This window comes from Mucilaginibacter sp. (genome assembly GCF_965277465.1).
Taxonomy (GTDB): Bacteria; Bacteroidota; Bacteroidia; order Sphingobacteriales; family Sphingobacteriaceae; genus Mucilaginibacter.
Genome location: NZ_CBDICW010000001.1, coordinates 2,060,033 through 2,076,845 on the forward strand (window position 1 = coordinate 2,060,033; position 16,813 = coordinate 2,076,845).

Below are 16,813 nucleotides of genomic sequence, written 5' to 3' on the forward strand. Positions count from 1 at the left end.
GTTCAATTATAATTGCGACTGCTGATATTTATAGTGCAGTTGTTTTAAGGTTTGCACAGCGGCTTCATCAGTATAAAGGCCATAGCCCGAAACCAGTATTCCTTTTATACCTGCTGGCGATGCAAGCGCATAAACTATAGCTTCATCAGCAGGGTCTGATGCACCCTCGTAACGGTAAAGGTCAACTATTTCAAAATCCTCCGCATGAAAAACATCATCACCGGCAGTAAACTGGTTTGATTTTAAATTAAGATCCAGTGTAAAGCCTTGTGCCTTTAGCTGGGTTACGGCTTCGCTTACGGTATCGTAGTGGAATTTTTGTTTCATGGTATTGCTGTATTGATTACGGTAGCTACGTAAAGTTAACCAATAGTTTTAAGTAGCCGTTGTTTTATGAGGATGATATTTTTCTTTTACTGTGAAATGAATTTTTACAAAAAAGTGATGCTGTTTTTATTTCTTATGGTAGGTCAAGTTTTTGCTTTGGGCAAGTGGCTAAATTTGTAGTGTAATCAATCAAAATAGTCAACTTAAAAAATAAGAATATGGAAAATACAGTTAACGGCATCCATCATATTACTGCAATTGCCGGTAATGCCAAACGCAATTATGATTTTTATACAAAAGTATTGGGCCTGCGCATGGTTAAAAAAACCGTGAATTTTGACGACCCTGAAACTTACCATTTATATTATGGCGATAAGCAAGGAACACCCGGCAGCATCCTTACTTTTTTCCCCTGGGAGGGGATAAGCGCTGGCCGAAGGGGTGCCCGTCAGGCTACCGAAATAGGTTATTCAGTGCCTGAAAACAGCTTTGATTTTTGGCTTAAACGTTTTGAGGATCATAATGTGATCTATAACAAAGTTGCCGAAAAATTTGGCGAGCCATATTTAACCTTTTTAGATCCGGATGGTTTAAAATTGGAGCTGATAGCCTCAAAAATGGCAGACCAACGCTTACCCTGGGAAACCAATGAGGTTAAAGCCGAAAATGCGACCAAAGGTTTTCATAACATTACCATAACCACTAATAAAATGCAGCCAACTGCCGATATTTTAACCGGCGTATTTGGCTACCGTTTGCTTGAACAGCAGGTAAACCGCTACCGTTTTATTACGGATGCTGTTGAAAATGCAGCCATTGTTGACCTGGTTGAAGTAGCAGGCGAAGTTGCCGGGCACGTAGCAGGCGGTTCGGTACACCACGTAGCCTTCCGTGTTAAGGATGAAGCAACACTAATGCTGTACCGCGAAAAAATAGCCGCATTGGGTTTAAATATTACGGATAAAATTGACCGTAATTATTTTTACTCCTTGTACTTCCGCGAGCCGGGAGGTGTTTTATTTGAACTGGCAACCGATAACCCGGGTTTTGACGTGGACGAACCAGTGGATGAATTAGGCACACACCTAATGTTACCTTCAAAATTTGAACAGTTCCGCAGTACGTTAGAAAAAACTTTACCTCAATTAGCCTGATTATGTACACACATCAAAAGCAATATATAACAGCAGGTACCCCGGCAAATAAGGCCGGGGCTGCCCTGATAATGATTCATGGCCGCGGAGGGACGGCCCAAAACATTGCCAGCCTGGCAGATGAGTTAGGGTTAAAAAATATGGCCGTTTACGCACCGCAGGCTACTAATAACAGTTGGTACCCTTACAGCTTTATAGCACCTGATGCACAAAACCAGCCGGCACTAAATTCGGCATTGACAATAATTGGCGATTTGGTGGCCCAGGTTGTTACTGATGGTATGCCGGAGGAAAAAATATATTTTCTGGGTTTTTCGCAAGGGGCTTGCCTAACGCTGGAGTATGTGGCCCGCAATGCCAAACAATATGGCGGCGCAGTAGCATTTACAGGCGGATTAATAGGAGAACATTTTGATACCACTAAATACCAGGGTGATTTTAAAGGCACCACCATACTAATAACCATCGGCGACCCAGACCCTCATGTGCCTATAAGCAGGGTAGAGGAAAGTGTTGCCGCCCTGCAACAGCTCAATGCTGCTGTAAGCCTTAAAGTATTTAAAGGGCGCCCGCATACCATAACCCAGCAGGAAATTGACCTTGCCAATGAGTTGATATTTAATAAATAAGTGTTTTTATGGTAGTAGGTTACAGGCTATTTTTTTACAGAATTAAGCAGCTTGTAACCTATTAATTCTTCCCAGCGTGAGCCGGGCGGGCGGTAATAAACCAATAACTGGTAATCATTTTCGGTTTCAAAATAGCTGCCTTCCAAAGCGGTAGCATCGGCTTTGCCGCTTGCTTTATCAACCCAAACATAAGTATAATCAAACACGCCTTGTTTTAAAAGCAAATTGGTGGTCCACTTGCTATAGGTGGCATCATAGTGCAGCTTGCTCTGCTCATCAAGCTTATAATCATTAAACTGACCAACAATATAGGGCGTACCCGCAGCCGGCGATTTTTTACTTGCCAAGCTGAAATACATGTGCGAATAATCTGCATCGGTACGCGGGTCGGTACCGTCCTGGTTCAGGATGTAAAAGCTACCGTTAAGGTCGTACAGCAAAGTATAATTAGCCTGGCTTCTGTCGGGGTCGGTCAATAAAACCACGGCATTGGCGGTGTCGCGGTAGATTTTCGAGATCCGGTCTGAATTTAGCTTTAAACTCCGGGTATCAAAATGCCTGAACTCGTTACCCGCTGCAAAATCATTAGCTGTAATATCACTGTAAATTAGCTGCGTGCCGCGGATGTAAGTAGGCTGGGTATTTAAAATGCTGGTTTCGCTGCGGGCGTTTTGCATAACAAAAGTGCGCAGGTCGGCACCCGGGTTCTGCACCCGCAGGCTGCCATAATCAAGCGTGAAGTTTATTTTTTGGTTGCTTTGCCTTAATGTGTTATCGTTTGATGGAACTACATCGGCAGCAATATTTATTTTAGCATCAACCACATACATGCGGCGGGTAAGCACCAGCTTGGTTTGGTCGCCATCTTCATACACCTTCAGGATATAATTACCTGCAATTTTAGGGGCAATATTATTATTAGGCAGCTTAATTTCATAATGCGTATATTTTTGCACCGTGGCTGATGAATAGCTGTAATCGGTTATTTTATCATCGGTATAGTTCTTTAAATATTCGGCAGTTGAAATGTTTGAGGAGTTCCAGTTGGCATCGCAATGATCAATGGTATAATAATAGTTTACGGTGCCGCCTAACAGGTTATCAAAAGCCAGCAAAAGCTTTTCGCTGCTGTTTAGGGTAATTATTGGGAACGATGCTTTTTTTGCGGTATTATAAAACTCAACGCTCTTTATTTCGGGATGATAAACCGTATTATCATAAGGTGACTGGGCAAAAGCACAGGAGCCGATTGTAATGAGGAGCAGGGTGATAACCCATGTAACAAGCCGCAGGTAAGCGGCAGGGGCGAAGCAATCATTAACTTTACAGCACAAACTGATGAGGCGCCTGTAACTGATTGTTTCGTTTTTATTCATATACTAAACAAATAAAATATTCAATTTGCCATTGCGGGTAACAGTTCATTACCCGCAATGGCAATTGTTGTATTATGCTTCCAGCTCCATGATCTGTTCGGCCAATGATTCCCATTTTAACTGAACATGCCCAAGGTCAAGTTTTTTTAACTGGTAACTATCATTAATGGCTTTAAGTTTTTTGGCGTCGTTGTATAATTTATCGTCGGCTAATTGTGCCTCTAAATCCTTAACAGTTTTTTCCAGGTCGGTCATTTGCTCTTCCATCTTCGCTAAGTCCTGGTTCAGCTTTTTTAATTGCTGAAACTTGTTTTCAGATGGTTGTTTAGCCGGGGCTGTTTCCTTTTTCTCTTCCTTTTTAGGTTGAGGAGCAGGCGCTGCCGCTTGTTTTGGTAAAAGCTTGCGTTTAGCATTCCAAACATCAAACTCGGCGTAGGTACCCGGGTAAACTTTTATCTTCTGATCTTCAATGAACCAGATTTTGTTGGCCACATTATCAAGGAAATACCTATCGTGCGATACAACGATAAAAGTACCTTCAAATTGTGTAAGAGCCTGTATCAATATGTTTACCGAAGCAATGTCAAGGTGATTGGTAGGCTCATCCAGGATCAGGAAGTTAGCATCAGCGGTTAAGGCTTTAGCTAAAGCAACACGTGATTTTTCTCCTCCTGATAATACTTTGATCTTTTTGAAAACATCATCACCAGTAAAAAGGAATGATCCTAATATTGAACGAAGTTCTGTTTCGGTATGTTTAGGTGCAAATGATTGCAGTTCCTGCAAGATCTGGCTTTCCAGGTGTAATGACTCTAACTGGTGCTGCGCAAAAAATGTTTGCGATACGTTGTGCCCTGTTTCGCATTTACCTTCAAAATCAGTATCAGCGCCAGCAGCAATACGCAGCAAGGTTGATTTACCCTTACCGTTAGCACCTATAAGCGCTATTTTATCGCCTTTTTCAATAATGGCTTCGGCATGGTCCAAAATATCAATGGTTGGATATTTTTTGGTAATATTTTCCATTGTTACCACGTGTCTGCCTGATTGTTTGGAGAAACGGAAGCTGAAGTTTACCGATGGGTTATCATCATCAACATCATCAACACGTTCCATTTTATCAAGCATTTTGATACGCGACTGTGCCATTTTTGCTTTTGAAGCCTTGGCGCGGAAACGTTCGATCAAACGCTCTTCCTGTTTGATTTTTGACTGCTGGTTTTTAAACTCACCACGCTGAATTTCTTCGCGCTGTGCTTTTTCTTCTAAGTAAAAAGTATAGTTACCGGCATAAACAGTAAGCTTGCCCTTACGCGATTCAACCGTACGGTTAATTACCTTATCTAAAAACCACCTATCGTGCGATACGATAACGATAGCGCCATCAAACGCCTTAAGGTAATCTTCAAGCCATTGGATAGATGGTAAGTCCAGGTGGTTGGTGGGCTCATCCAGTAACAAAATATCCGGTGCCTGTAGTAATATTTTGGCAAGCATAACACGCATGCGCCACCCTCCCGAAAAGGTGCTTAGCTTACGCTGGCAATCGCTTTCGCTAAAACCTAAACCTGCTAAAATTTCGTGGGCTTTGTATTCAATATTATAACCGTCAAGCACTTCAAACTCGTGCTGTTTATCGCTTAGCTTATGTAAAAGATCATCGCTGTAGTCTGTTTCCAGTTTTTGAAGTAATACTTCAATTTCATCATGCAGCTGGTTTTGGCGGGTAAATGCCTCCATTGCCACATGCACAATTGATTTATCAGACGAGTAGGAAAGCAGATCCTGGTTAAGGTAACCCATAGTAAGGTCCTTAGCCATTGATATAGTACCCGAAGTGGGTTTGTAGTCGCCTACAATAATTTTCAAAAGGGTTGTTTTACCGGTTCCATTGGCGCCAATAAGGCCAATTTTTTCTCCCGGTTTTATATGCCAGTTAGCATCATCGTATAAGGCCCGTGCACCAATCTCAAACGTAAGGTTGTTTATAGCTATCATTTGGGCGCAAAGATACGTTTTTGAGCCGAAAGACGGAAGTTTGCTTAAAGGTAAAAGGCTAAAGCTTAAAGGTTTTCAATCCTCACTCAAAAATGTGATACTGAATAAACAATCTCCAGTATTTTATGCGCTAAACAGTCCTTGTTTTTTGCTTTTCATCCACACCAAATCAGCTTTACCTTTCCCCCTTCGCCTTTCACCTAAATTAACCCACTACGGTTTCCATCCATGTTTTTGCCATCAGTGCTTCGCCTGCTATGGCAGGGTGTACACCGTCAAGGCTCCAGTAGTTGGCGGGTGCAAGTTCAAGGGCTTTATCAAATGCCGCCTGGTAGGGTACAAAGGCCGCATTATACTCGGTGGCAATATCGCGCGCGGCCTTGCGGAAAAGATCAAACGTTGGGTACCATTTATCATCAACGGCTCTCACTCCTTTAAGGGCAAAAGGCTCGCAGATCACAAATTTTACACCAGGCAGGGCCTGTTTGGTACGGTCTAGTAATTTATGGTAATCGCTGATGTAGGTATCAATAGTGCCTTTATAGCCATTGGTAAGGGTATGCCAAAAATCATTTACGCCAATGTGAATGCTTAATACATTTGGTTTTATAGCCAATGCATCGGTATCCCAGCGCTCTGCAAGCTGGTAAACTTTGTTACCGCTGATGCCTTTGTTATAGATCTTTAAATTCTTTTCGGGATATTTTATCAGGAGCTGTCCGGTGGTGAGCAATACATAGCCTGTACCCAGAGAGCCGGTATCATTTGGTACTGATTTAGCATGATCGCGGCCCCAGTCGGTTATAGAATCGCCCTGGAAAAGGATAATATCATCTTGCGCCAGTTTTACTTTTTTTATGCCGTGTTCTGCAACTGCTGCCGACACAATTTGCGGCAATGCCAGGGCCGCAACTGAGCCTATGGCGGCATTTTTTATAAAACTACGGCGGTTATTGTTCGTATTCATATTGGGTTGATGTTTCAATTGGGTGGTGGTTAATGGTGCTGTTAAAGCATACCGTTGCCACTTTGGTATGGCTAATATAGGGAATGTGATACTTACCCGGTAAACTTTGCTGATTTGTTACAATGAAAAGTTAAAAAGGTATCTGTTTTTTAGCAACACCATTATTGGATACATCTGTAAGATAACGTTCTTTCTGCCAGTGGCACTTTTCCGACTCCCGCATAAAACTCTTAACTTCGCGGCTATGTATTTTTTAATAAAGCCCCTGCTTTTTCAGTTCGACCCGGAGAGGGTGCATTATTTTGTAACGGCTAACCTTAAGCGCTTTAACCGATTTCCGGGCGGAGCGGCTATAAGCCGTGCGCTGTGGGATGTTAAAGATGCAGCCCTGGAGCGTGAAGTGTTCGGACTTAAGTTCAGGAATCCTGTTGGCTTAGCTGCCGGGTTTGACAAAAATGGCGAAATGATGGGCGAAATGGCCAACCTGGGCTTTGGCTTTATTGAAATAGGTACAGTAACCCCATTGCCGCAGCCGGGCAATCCAAAAACACGGATGTTTCGCCTGCCTGATGATAGCGCGCTGATCAACCGAATGGGTTTTAATAATTTAGGGGTTGACGTAGTGGCCGAACGTCTGGCTGCTTTCCGTAAAAAGGAGGCGAAAGGCAAACCAAAGCTGATTATTGGGGGCAACATCGGCAAAAATAAAAACACACCCAATGAGGATGCCGTAAGCGATTACACTAAATGTTTTGACCGACTGTTTGATGTTGTTGATTATTTTGTGGTGAATGTAAGCTCGCCAAACACACCGGGCCTGCGCGAATTGCAGGAGAAAGAACCTTTAATGCAATTGCTGAAAACCTTACAGCAGCGCAACTCAAAGAACGGCATTAGCAGACCGATCTTACTAAAAATAGCCCCCGATTTAACTAACGATCAGCTGAATGATATTGTTGAAATAGTACAGCAAACAGGGATTGCAGGTATTATAGCAACCAATACCACCATCAGCCGCGAAGGCCTGGTATCAAAAACAGCATTGAAAAGCGAAATGGGTGGTTTAAGCGGTAAGCCGCTTAGCAAAAGATCAACAGAGGTGATCCGTTACCTGTCTGAAAAATCAAATAAAGCGTTCCCGATAATAGGGGTGGGCGGTATCCATTCGCCGGAAGATGCGATTGAAAAATTAAATGCCGGCGCTTCACTGGTGCAGTTGTATACCGGGTTTATTTACGAAGGCCCGGGCTTGATCAGCAGGATCAATAAGAAAATATTAGCGGGTAATTAATTAGGCGAGGCATGAGGTTGCCTCTATAAAACTGCGCGTCCTTGCGAGCGATAGCGAAGCAATCCCCGATTTACAGAGCCGCCAGGTATGGTTGATCTTCACGGTTGGTGATTGCTTCTTCGTTCCTCATCGCAATGACGAGTATTTCATAAAATATAGTGCATAAAAAAATCCTGCCGGTTTATAACCAACAGGATCTTGTATATCATTAAAAGCAAAATTTACCTCCTTACGGATGGTGAATTATTTTGCGGCAGCTACCAATAAAGCAGCGTTGTTTTTAGCTATCTGGCTGTTCTTTTTCTCAGCAGAACGGCTTCCGGGCTCCAGGTTTGTAGCCAGTTTCAAAAATTGTACTTCTAACCTTGAAGTAGTTTTGTTTTTTCTATCTTTTCTTTTTAAACGAGTAACGCCCATGGCTTTAATTTTTTAATGTTTTTTTAATTCTTGAGGTCGGGAGCGGATTCGAACCGCTGTAAAAGGTTTTGCAGACCTCTGCCTAGCCACTCGGCCACCCGACCATTTTTCAAGGATGCAAAAATAGCGATTTATTTATTTGCTGCCAACTTTATTGTATGAATTTCTACTTATTTCTGAACAAAATAATGCTGTAGCTATGCCAACATTCAGTGATTCAGCCTTTCCCGTGCGCGGAATGGTGATGGCTTTGTTAATCAGCTGCTCAACAGCAGGGCGCATCCCGTTGCCCTCGTTGCCCATAACTATCAATCCCTCAGTGCCAAAATTGGTTTGGTAAATATTATCGCCGTTTAACATGGCACCAAAAACAGGCAGGCCAATTTGTGGCAGCAATGTAATAATATTTGCATAATGCATGTTGATACGTGATAACGAACCCATGCTGGCCTGCACTACTTTTGGGTTATAAGCATCAACCGTATCCTCCGAACAGATAATATCGGTAATGCCAAACCAATCAGCCGTGCGTATAATGGTGCCCATATTGCCTGGATCCTGGATGCCATCTAAAACTAATGAGAACTTTTGTTTAAGCTTTGCGTTATTAAGCGCCGGGTAAAGTGGAATTTTAACAAGGGCAATAACCTCCTGCGGGGTTTTTAAACTGCTTATTTTTTCAATATCTGTAACAGAAATATTATATAAGTTTATTTTTTGGGATAATTTGAGCATTTTTGGGTCGAATGAATCTGTATGATAAACAGCTTCAATCTGGTAGGTAGAATTTATGAATTCAACAACTGATTTATATCCTTCAACCAAAAAAAGACCCTGCTCTTTGCGCTCTTTTTTATTTTGTAAGGACCTTAGTAAACTGATCTGAGATTTTGAAAGCATATATTAAACCTTGTGGTTACCGTATTACAATATTAAGTATTCTTCTGGTCATTATATGGTCGGGTTGCAGCTTAACGCGCCATTTAAAAGGTAATGAGGCACTTGTGCGCAAAATTACTTTAAAGGGAATGGATCCGGAATATGCCGCAGCCGCTTTAAATTATGTTGATAAGGAGCAGCAGCCCAATAGTGTTGTAAATCTTCAGTTTTATTACTGGTTTAGTAAAAACGGTAAAAAGGATATTGGCGAGCCGCCTGCGCTGCTTGATAGCGGGCTTGTGGAATTCTCTCGGGTGCAGATAGAACGTTTTTTGCAGAACAAAGGCTACTTAAAAGCCCGTGTTACCGATAGCATCAGCATAAAAAAGAAAAAGGCCGAACTGATATTTACAGCCGTACAGGGCCCTATGTTCAGGATCCGTACGCTACAGGATAGTATTTTAGATCCTAAAGTACGGGAGCTTTACCGCATAAACCGCCCTAAGTTTTCGCATGTGCAGCCCGGCGGCCGTTTTGATATGGATAGCCTGGCTTATGACCGCGATGAGTTTTATCTGATTATGAAACGCAACGGTTATTACGATTTTTACAGGCAGTACATCAATTTTACCTACGATTCAACTTTCAGGAGCAGCGTGGTTGATGTTAACATGACCATTGATAACCCTGCCGGGAAATCTTCGCACCCTATTTACACCATTAACAACACCCTGATAAGCATATCAAAAAGTAATGGCCGTACCACCGGTAAGGCTGATACTTTACAGGTTGATTCGCAATTCAGGTTTGTTGATTTTTCGCACAAGTTTAAACCCCATACGGTAACAGATTACGTTTTTCAGCGCAAGGGTGAGTTATATAATATTGATAAACAAACACTCACCACGTCGCGCTTATCGGAGTTAAATGTGTTTAGAAATGTTCCCAATCCAACCTATACCAAGCTGGCCGATAGTACCAAGCGGCTGGATACCAAGATAGATATTGTGCCCTTGAAGCAAATGTCTGACAGGGTGGAGGGGGAATTCCTGTTTAACGGGGGGCGTTTTGGTTACAACGTAGGCAATACCTTTACTGATCGAAACGTATTTAAAGGGGCCGCTATTTTACAGGTAAAAATAAACTGGAGTGTATTGTTTGATAATAACAGCACAACCAATAACCAGAACAGTATTCAAAATCAGGATCTTAGGATCGGTGGAAGCCTTACCTATCCGCGCATTATTTCGCCTTTTGATTTTCCGTTGTTAGGTAAGTATGGGGTGCCTCATACTACTTTTTCAACCAACTACCAGTTGTTTTATCAAAAAGGACTGGTTTCGCGCGAGAGCTTTATCAACTCTATCACTTATGATTTTGCCGAAACAGGGAGAAAGCTGCATACGGTAACACCTATTGATATTGAATTTTCAAGAGGTAAGATTGACCCTGTTGCCGATACTCTGCTCCTTAAAAATAATTTGTATTCGTACAAATACCTGATTGGCCGTACCATATTTTCTATGGGCAGCCAGTACACTTTTCAGTATAATGCTATTGAGTTAAACTCATTCTCCAATTTTATTTATTTCCGCGGAAGTATTGATGTTGGTGGTAACAGCCTGAGTGTTTTAAGCCGTTTATTACACACCCATAAAGATACATCGGGCGCACGTACCATTTTTGGTTATGCCTTTGCACAGTATGCAAAAACGGAGGTTGACCTGAGGGTTTACCGTAGTTTCGGAGGCGAGCGGCAGTTTATTTTCCGGTTCAACCCGGGGATAGGTATTCCTTACGGCAACAGTAAGGACAGTAACTGGATTTTTGAAAAGGAATTTTATACAGGTGGTGCCAATGATATGCGCGCCTGGCTGCCACGTACGCTGGGCCCCGGTAAGTTTAACCGGGCTACCTTTTACGGGCCGCCAACGCCGGGCAATGATTCGCTCAGGTCGCGTTTAAAATATCTTGATCAGTTTGGCGAGATTAAAATTATCACCAACCTTGAATACCGCTATAAGCTGGCTGACGATTTTTTTGGGTCGAAGCTAAAAGGTGCCATATTTATGGATGCCGGAAACGTTTGGCGCCTGCACAGGCAGCCTAATGACCCCAATGTAGAGTTTAGGCTGAATAATATTTTACCTGCAACGGCAATGGATATTGGTACAGGCTTAAGGTTTGACCTTGCCTTTTTTGTTTTCAGGCTCGATGCTGCCTTTAAGTTTAAAGATCCGCAGTTTAACGGATCAGACCAATGGGTGCTGATAAAACACTTTGACGAGCTTTTCCACTCCGGATCGTTCAAAAATAATTACAAACTCAACAACAGCCAGGATACTTATAACTTTATGCAGCTAAATTTTGGTATAGGGATGCCGTTTTAGAATAAGTAAAGTTTGATTTAAATAAGCGTTGGCCCAGTGCGATTCCTTCCCTGGGGAAGGGGGAGGTAGGGGTTCTATTGAATATACTTTGCAGTAACTAACATCACCGTTCCGCTCATAGCCGCGGGGCTTAGTCACTTTTTCCTTAGATGAAAAAGTAACCAACGAAATCAAGTCAGAAAAAAGCTTCCCCGCTGCAGGCCATACTCCCAGGCCCGCTTTTCTGCCTTTGCCCGCTTCTGATTGTATGTTTTTTTTGCATATTCATAAGCAACGGCCTGTGCGATTCCTTCCCTGGGGAAGGAGGAGGTAGGGGTTTATCCAACATGCTTTTCAAGTCCTCTCCTTTGGAGAGGATTTAGGTGAGGCCTTTAATTGAAGGTTAGCCTAATTCCCCAATAAATAATAACCACAGGCAACCCCATCAGCCAATTAATAGTATTAATTTTGGTTACCATTCAATCAAATAATATTGTTTAAAAACAAACTCTTCATTAAATTCTTCTCGTCGGGATTGCAGGCCATTGCTGTACAGGTACTTGGGAGTGTTTTCTTTTATTTTATATCGGTATACCTCTCAAAAGAAAGCTTTGGTACCATCAGCTGGATGAATGCTGTATCGTTTTTCCTGCTCACCATTTTGGGCTTTGGGCTGGAGCAGGTAGTCGTCAGGCGCATAGCTGCCTCCAAAACTTCCGACTGGGCCGCCGCGGCCTTTTTTATACATACTATAGTTGGCTTTATTATTACCTTTTTGCTGTTAGTGGTGCTGAGCAATATCTTTAAAAATCAATCAGCCATCTATCATTATTTGCCCTGGTTTTTTGCTGCCCAGGGCTTAATTTATATCGGTATCCCCCTTAAACAATTTTTAAACGCTAAAGAGCTTTTTACCCCTTACGGGATTATTTCAGTTGTTAGCAATACCGGTAAAATTATTGCAGTATGCTGCTTACAGCAACTTGAACAATTAGATACTGCTACGGTTGTTGTTGTACTCATCTGCTCGGCTGTGTTTGAGCTTTGTTGCTTGCTTGTTTACCTTGTCGCCAAAACTAACTTTAGCTTTAAGCTGCATTTTAAGGCTTATTTAAAGCTTATTAAGGAATCGTCGGCTCAGTACCTGTCAGTAATATTTGACATGAGCCTGTCGCGTATGGACTGGATCCTGCTTGGCATCATGACTACCAACGTTGTGCTTGCCGATTACAGCTTTGCCTACCGCGCTTATGAACTGGCGCGTTTACCCATGCTCATCATTGCCCCCATATTATTACCCCGTTTGTCGCGTTTATTGGCATCGGGCAAAAAGCTGGGGAATATCCAGCAATTTTATATCAATTCGTTCAGTACGGTTGAGCAATTCTTCGCTGTGCTGATACCATTGATGCTTAATATTTTATGGGTACCACTTATAAGTATGATCACCAAAGGCAAATATGGTGATTCAAACGCTGTGCAGTTTTTAATCTTATCCTTATGTATCCCTTTGCAGTTTTTTATAAACCTGCTGTGGACGCTTAGTTTCGGCGGTAAAAAGTACAAGCAGGTAACTTCCATAACTATTATTTGCGCCGCCACTAATATTGTTTTAAACCTGTTACTGATCCACCAATTTAAAGGTTTAGGTGCTGCGGCTGCATTTTTTATCACTACCGTGTTGCAGGGCGGTTTATATTACAGGCTGGTTAATAAACAGGTCATGAACATAGCTTTAAAGCCGATAGTGATCTTTATGTTATCGGCAATAGTTATATATGTGAGTGCTACGAATATTCCGGTTAATTTCCTGTTACAGCTGCTGATTGCTGTTGCCTTATATGTTGGTTTTGCCTTTGCCTCCAAACAGATGACCAGACAGCATCTTTTAAACTTTAAGCATTTTTTAAGCCGATGAATATTTTATACCTGTGCGATGAATATCCGCCCGGCGAGCATGGCGGCATAGGTACTGCCGTGCAATTGCTTGCCCGCGAAATGGTTAAACAGGGGCACAAGGTAATAGTAGCGGGTTTATACATACCCGGGTACGGCGGCGAAGATGAGTTTGACGACGAAGGGGTGAAAGTTTACCGTTTCCGCATGGGAATGAATGCCAAATGGTTCGGAAATAAACGATCAGTAATAAGGCGGATAGGCAGCCGGATTTTAAAAGATACCGGTATAATACAGCGTAACATTACACACAGCCTTGCCATTTATAAAACAGCGCTTAAAAAACTGATTGATGGACACAACATTGCTGTTGTTGAAATGCCCGACTATAATGATTATATCAGGTTTTGCAATTCATTCGTCCCATTTCCTGAACTGCCAGTGCCTGTGATAGTGAAAATGAACGGAACGCTTACCTATTTTGCGCAGGAAGCTAATAAACATGTACCTGCTACTGTTTTAAAAATGGAGCAGGCTATTTTAAACCAGGCTTCGGCAGTTGCGGCTGCCAGCAGGTACTCGGCAGATAAAAGTGCAGCCTGCCTGTCATACACAAAACCAATTGAGATTTTATATAATGGTATCGATACAGCTATAAGAGATCCTGATATTCACCGAAACCCGGAACAAGTAATTTTTACCGGGTCGCTTGTTGCTAAAAAAGGCGTTTACCAATTAGCAAAAGCCTGGAATTTAGTTAATGCGCAAATACCTAATGCCCGTTTACTGATATTAGGTAAAGGCCCGCAGCAAAAAGTGGCAGACCTGTTAAATGAGCATGCTAAAGGCACCGTAACGTTTATGGGGCATGTTGATAAAACTACGTTATACAGCTATTTATTTGCTTCGGCAATAAGTGTGTTCCCATCCTATGCCGAAGCCTTTGCACTGGCGCCTTTGGAGGCCATGGCTTGCGGAACAGCAGTTATTAATTCTAACCGCACATCTGGTCCGGAATTGATTGATGATAATATTAACGGGCTGCTTATTGATCCGGATAATATAGAACAGATTGCAGCTGCTATTTTATCACTGCTTAATGATAACGCAACTTTTAACCGGTTGGCTAAAGCTGGGAATAATAGTGTAAAGGAGCGTTTTGAGATCAGTAAAATTGCAAAGCAGCATTTAGATTTTTATAAAAAGGTTATTGATATTTAAAATGTATTGTTTTTCAAAAGCACGGCCCCGTGCGATTCCTTCCCTAGGGAAGGGGAGGTAGGGGTTCTATTGAATATAATTTGTGGTAAATGAAAGGCACCGTCCCGCTCATAGCCGCGGAGGCTTAGTTACTTTCCCTTAGATGGAAAGTAACCAAAAATCAAGTCAGAAAAAAGCTTCCCCGCTGCAGGCCATGCTCCCAGGCCCGCTTTTCTGACAGGCCTTTGCCCGCTTTTGATTTGTATTTTTTTAAGGGGACGGCCTGAGCGATTCCTTCCCTGGGGAAGGAGAGGTAGGGGTTTATTAAACATGCTCTTCATGTCCTCTCCTTTGGAGAGGATTTAGGTGAGGCTTTTTGGTTACTTTTGAAGCCCCAAAATAACAATCCATTACTTCTCTTTAAATACTCCTTTTTTATAATCCTTTAAAAACTGTGCATAATCGCGTTTTACTTTTTGCGCATATTTTTGGGTATAATCTAATAAGGGTGCCTGCCATTCGGTCGATTCGCCAAAAGCTATCAGGTCATCAATTATGGATGAACCCTGCATACCGCCGCTTCGCAATTCAGACGATGCTGTTAGCGCTGCCATATCATCAATTACCTGGTAAATATCCCGGTAGTCATCTTTCAATAATTTGAATTTGATGGTATCTTTTACCGGTTGCAGCTCCTGGATCACATACGATTCTTCACGGAAAACAGTAGTACTTAACAAGGATGCCGATACATTTTGCATACGCTGCTGTACTTTAATAATCCGCTCGGCCTCAGTTGGCCAATCTAACTGCTGCACGTTTACATAAGGCAGTACAGACGATGCTCTCGACTGCTTCATATCTACAAACAGGTATTTATTTTTGGTATTGGTGCTCTTCAGCAAAAACAGGTAACGCTTTACACCTATACTGCCCGTACCTGCTAAGCGGAATATTACACCTTTAACTTTATAATTATAAGGGCCATCATTACTGGTAGCTATCCATTCGTTTACGTGAGCTTTTAACTCTTGCCTCAATTTTTTATTCAGCTTAAAGTGCCGCTCATTTTCTAACGAGAGCATGATCTTATGCTTTTTGCTTACGGTGCGTTTTTTAATCACATCCTTTTCAGTGCTTTTATCGGCAGAAGTTAAAAAAGCACAAACAATACCCTTCGCAGTACGCGGTTCAATGCTGATGGCCTTACCTTTTGCCAGCGTTGCCGCATAAGTTTTTAAATAAAGCTGCGCCATTTTAAAAGCTTTTACGGGCTCAATTTCAAGCGCATCAAAAGCAATAAAAATACTGGTAAGCATACGCGTTAGCTCGTAACTTGCCGGGGCGAGTATGCTTTCGTCAAAATCGTTCAGGTCAAAATAAACCAGCTTATTATCGCCTTTGTAGCTACCAAAATTTTCAATATGCAGATCGCCGCAGATCCAGGCGAGTGGCGATTGCGGCAACGTTTTTACACTGGCAAGGTCTTCATAAAATAAATGACAGGTGCCCCGGTAAAATCGGAAAGCATTTTCGGTCATTGCCTCATATTTTAGCTGCACCATTTCGGGCAGCAGGGGTTTATTAAAGGCTTTTAACCTATCTGAAAGTTTTGACATGTAATAAAGGTTGAATAAAGTTGCAGATTATTAACAAATATAATGGTATTTGTTTGCAGCGAATTCATATGAAAAGAAGAGTATTGCCAATAGAAAAATAAACGCTTTTATATCAGCATTCGGCAGCCATGATTAACATGCGTTGTAATTGAGTTCGGGAGCTACCCTTCATATAAGTTTTCGGCCATGTCTGATATGGCCATGTAATTTTCTTTATATAAAGGCTTTGAGAAAAATTCTTTCACAAAGCTGTATTCCCTGGCTCTTATTTTATCGCTTGTAAAAACAGATGCAGTTACTATATATACCACAATGTCTTTGCATAGTGTACTGTTAATATCGTTCATAACCTCCAAAACCTTCCAGCCATTAATAATTGGCATAGTCAGATCTAAAAATATAACATCAGGTAAAGCAGGATGATCATTTTTATTCTCCTGTAAAAAATCAAGAAGAAGCTTGCCATTTTTAAAGTAAGATGTTTTTTTAAAAACAGGATAATTTACCAGATTGAGTTTTATAATAAATTGATCTAACAGGTCGTCGTCAACAACAAAAAGGTTACACATACACAAGGTAATTTAGCCCTTACTACAAACGAAAAGTATTTTTGTTTCATTTTAGGATTATTACGTAACTTATGGTTAAGTAACGGGGCTAATATTGCTTATTGTTTTCGGTATGGATGACA

General features: G+C 41.8%; 14 protein-coding genes and 1 tRNA gene. 6 read left to right on the forward strand and 9 right to left on the reverse strand.

Annotated elements, in window-relative coordinates:
• Positions 1–6: 6 nt before the first annotated feature.
• The gene (locus ACQY4U_RS09375) at positions 7–327 is read right to left on the reverse strand and encodes a phosphoribosylpyrophosphate synthetase (RefSeq protein ID WP_428329129.1); all 321 of its coding nucleotides are present in this window, start codon (positions 325–327) and stop codon (positions 7–9) included.
• Between the two features lie 218 nt (positions 328–545).
• Here ACQY4U_RS09375 and ACQY4U_RS09380 point away from each other — a divergent pair, with 218 nt between their 5' ends.
• Both ACQY4U_RS09380 and ACQY4U_RS09385 read left to right on the forward strand, forming a co-directional pair.
• Positions 546–1,481, forward strand: a complete 936-nt coding sequence (locus ACQY4U_RS09380) for a ring-cleaving dioxygenase (protein ID WP_428329130.1) — start codon at positions 546–548, stop codon at positions 1,479–1,481.
• Positions 1,482–1,483: 2 nt separating this feature from the next.
• Positions 1,484–2,110, forward strand: a complete 627-nt coding sequence (locus ACQY4U_RS09385) for an alpha/beta hydrolase (protein ID WP_428329131.1) — start codon at positions 1,484–1,486, stop codon at positions 2,108–2,110.
• A 26-nt stretch (positions 2,111–2,136) separates the two neighbouring features.
• Here the strand turns inward: ACQY4U_RS09385 and ACQY4U_RS09390 are convergent, their stop codons facing one another.
• From ACQY4U_RS09390 to ACQY4U_RS09400, 3 genes are all read right to left on the reverse strand, one after another.
• Positions 2,137–3,486, reverse strand: coding sequence for a DUF5103 domain-containing protein (locus ACQY4U_RS09390; RefSeq protein WP_428329132.1), 1,350 nt, complete (start codon positions 3,484–3,486; stop codon positions 2,137–2,139).
• A gap of 72 nt (positions 3,487–3,558) precedes the next feature.
• Entirely contained in the window at positions 3,559–5,484 is a 1,926-nt protein-coding gene (gene abc-f / locus ACQY4U_RS09395; RefSeq protein ID WP_428329133.1) for a ribosomal protection-like ABC-F family protein, read from the reverse strand.
• Positions 5,485–5,689: 205 nt separating this feature from the next.
• Positions 5,690–6,451 carry an SGNH/GDSL hydrolase family protein gene (locus ACQY4U_RS09400; protein ID WP_428329134.1) on the reverse strand — a complete coding sequence of 254 codons (762 nt, stop codon included), beginning with the start codon at positions 6,449–6,451 and terminating at the stop codon, positions 5,690–5,692.
• A 244-nt stretch (positions 6,452–6,695) separates the two neighbouring features.
• Between ACQY4U_RS09400 and ACQY4U_RS09405 the strand changes: the two genes are divergently transcribed.
• On the forward strand, positions 6,696–7,742 hold the full coding sequence (locus ACQY4U_RS09405) for a quinone-dependent dihydroorotate dehydrogenase (RefSeq protein WP_428329135.1): 1,047 nt from the start codon (positions 6,696–6,698) through the stop codon (positions 7,740–7,742).
• A 243-nt stretch (positions 7,743–7,985) separates the two neighbouring features.
• Here ACQY4U_RS09405 and ACQY4U_RS09410 read toward each other — a convergent pair whose 3' ends face one another.
• From ACQY4U_RS09410 to ACQY4U_RS09420, 3 genes are all read right to left on the reverse strand, one after another.
• A complete protein-coding gene (locus ACQY4U_RS09410) occupies positions 7,986–8,159 on the reverse strand; it encodes a spore protein (protein WP_428329136.1) in 174 nt (57 codons plus the stop codon).
• 33 nt (positions 8,160–8,192) lie between these two features.
• A tRNA-Cys gene (locus ACQY4U_RS09415) sits at positions 8,193–8,263 on the reverse strand.
• A 31-nt stretch (positions 8,264–8,294) separates the two neighbouring features.
• The gene (locus ACQY4U_RS09420; RefSeq protein ID WP_428329137.1) at positions 8,295–9,059 is read right to left on the reverse strand and encodes a TrmH family RNA methyltransferase; all 765 of its coding nucleotides are present in this window, start codon (positions 9,057–9,059) and stop codon (positions 8,295–8,297) included.
• Positions 9,060–9,187: 128 nt separating this feature from the next.
• Here ACQY4U_RS09420 and ACQY4U_RS09425 point away from each other — a divergent pair, with 128 nt between their 5' ends.
• The 3 genes from ACQY4U_RS09425 (at position 9,188) to ACQY4U_RS09435 (ending at position 14,524) form a co-directional block, all read left to right on the forward strand.
• On the forward strand, positions 9,188–11,428 hold the full coding sequence (locus tag ACQY4U_RS09425) for a BamA/TamA family outer membrane protein (protein ID WP_428329138.1): 2,241 nt from the start codon (positions 9,188–9,190) through the stop codon (positions 11,426–11,428).
• Positions 11,429–11,900: 472 nt separating this feature from the next.
• Positions 11,901–13,325, forward strand: a complete 1,425-nt coding sequence (locus ACQY4U_RS09430; RefSeq protein ID WP_428329139.1) for an oligosaccharide flippase family protein — start codon at positions 11,901–11,903, stop codon at positions 13,323–13,325.
• Positions 13,322–14,524: a glycosyltransferase family 4 protein gene (locus ACQY4U_RS09435; RefSeq protein WP_428329140.1), complete on the forward strand. Its 1,203-nt coding sequence runs from the start codon at positions 13,322–13,324 to the stop codon at positions 14,522–14,524. The genes ACQY4U_RS09430 and ACQY4U_RS09435 overlap by 4 nt, the downstream gene beginning before the upstream one ends.
• A gap of 389 nt (positions 14,525–14,913) precedes the next feature.
• On the opposite strand, the gene ACQY4U_RS09440 is transcribed toward ACQY4U_RS09435, so the two are convergent.
• Together ACQY4U_RS09440 and ACQY4U_RS09445 are read right to left on the reverse strand one after the other, a co-directional pair.
• Positions 14,914–16,122, reverse strand: a complete 1,209-nt coding sequence (locus ACQY4U_RS09440; protein ID WP_428329141.1) for a DUF2252 domain-containing protein — start codon at positions 16,120–16,122, stop codon at positions 14,914–14,916.
• Between the two features lie 161 nt (positions 16,123–16,283).
• Positions 16,284–16,691: a response regulator gene (locus ACQY4U_RS09445; RefSeq protein WP_428329142.1), complete on the reverse strand. Its 408-nt coding sequence runs from the start codon at positions 16,689–16,691 to the stop codon at positions 16,284–16,286.
• Positions 16,692–16,813 lie beyond the last annotated feature (122 nt).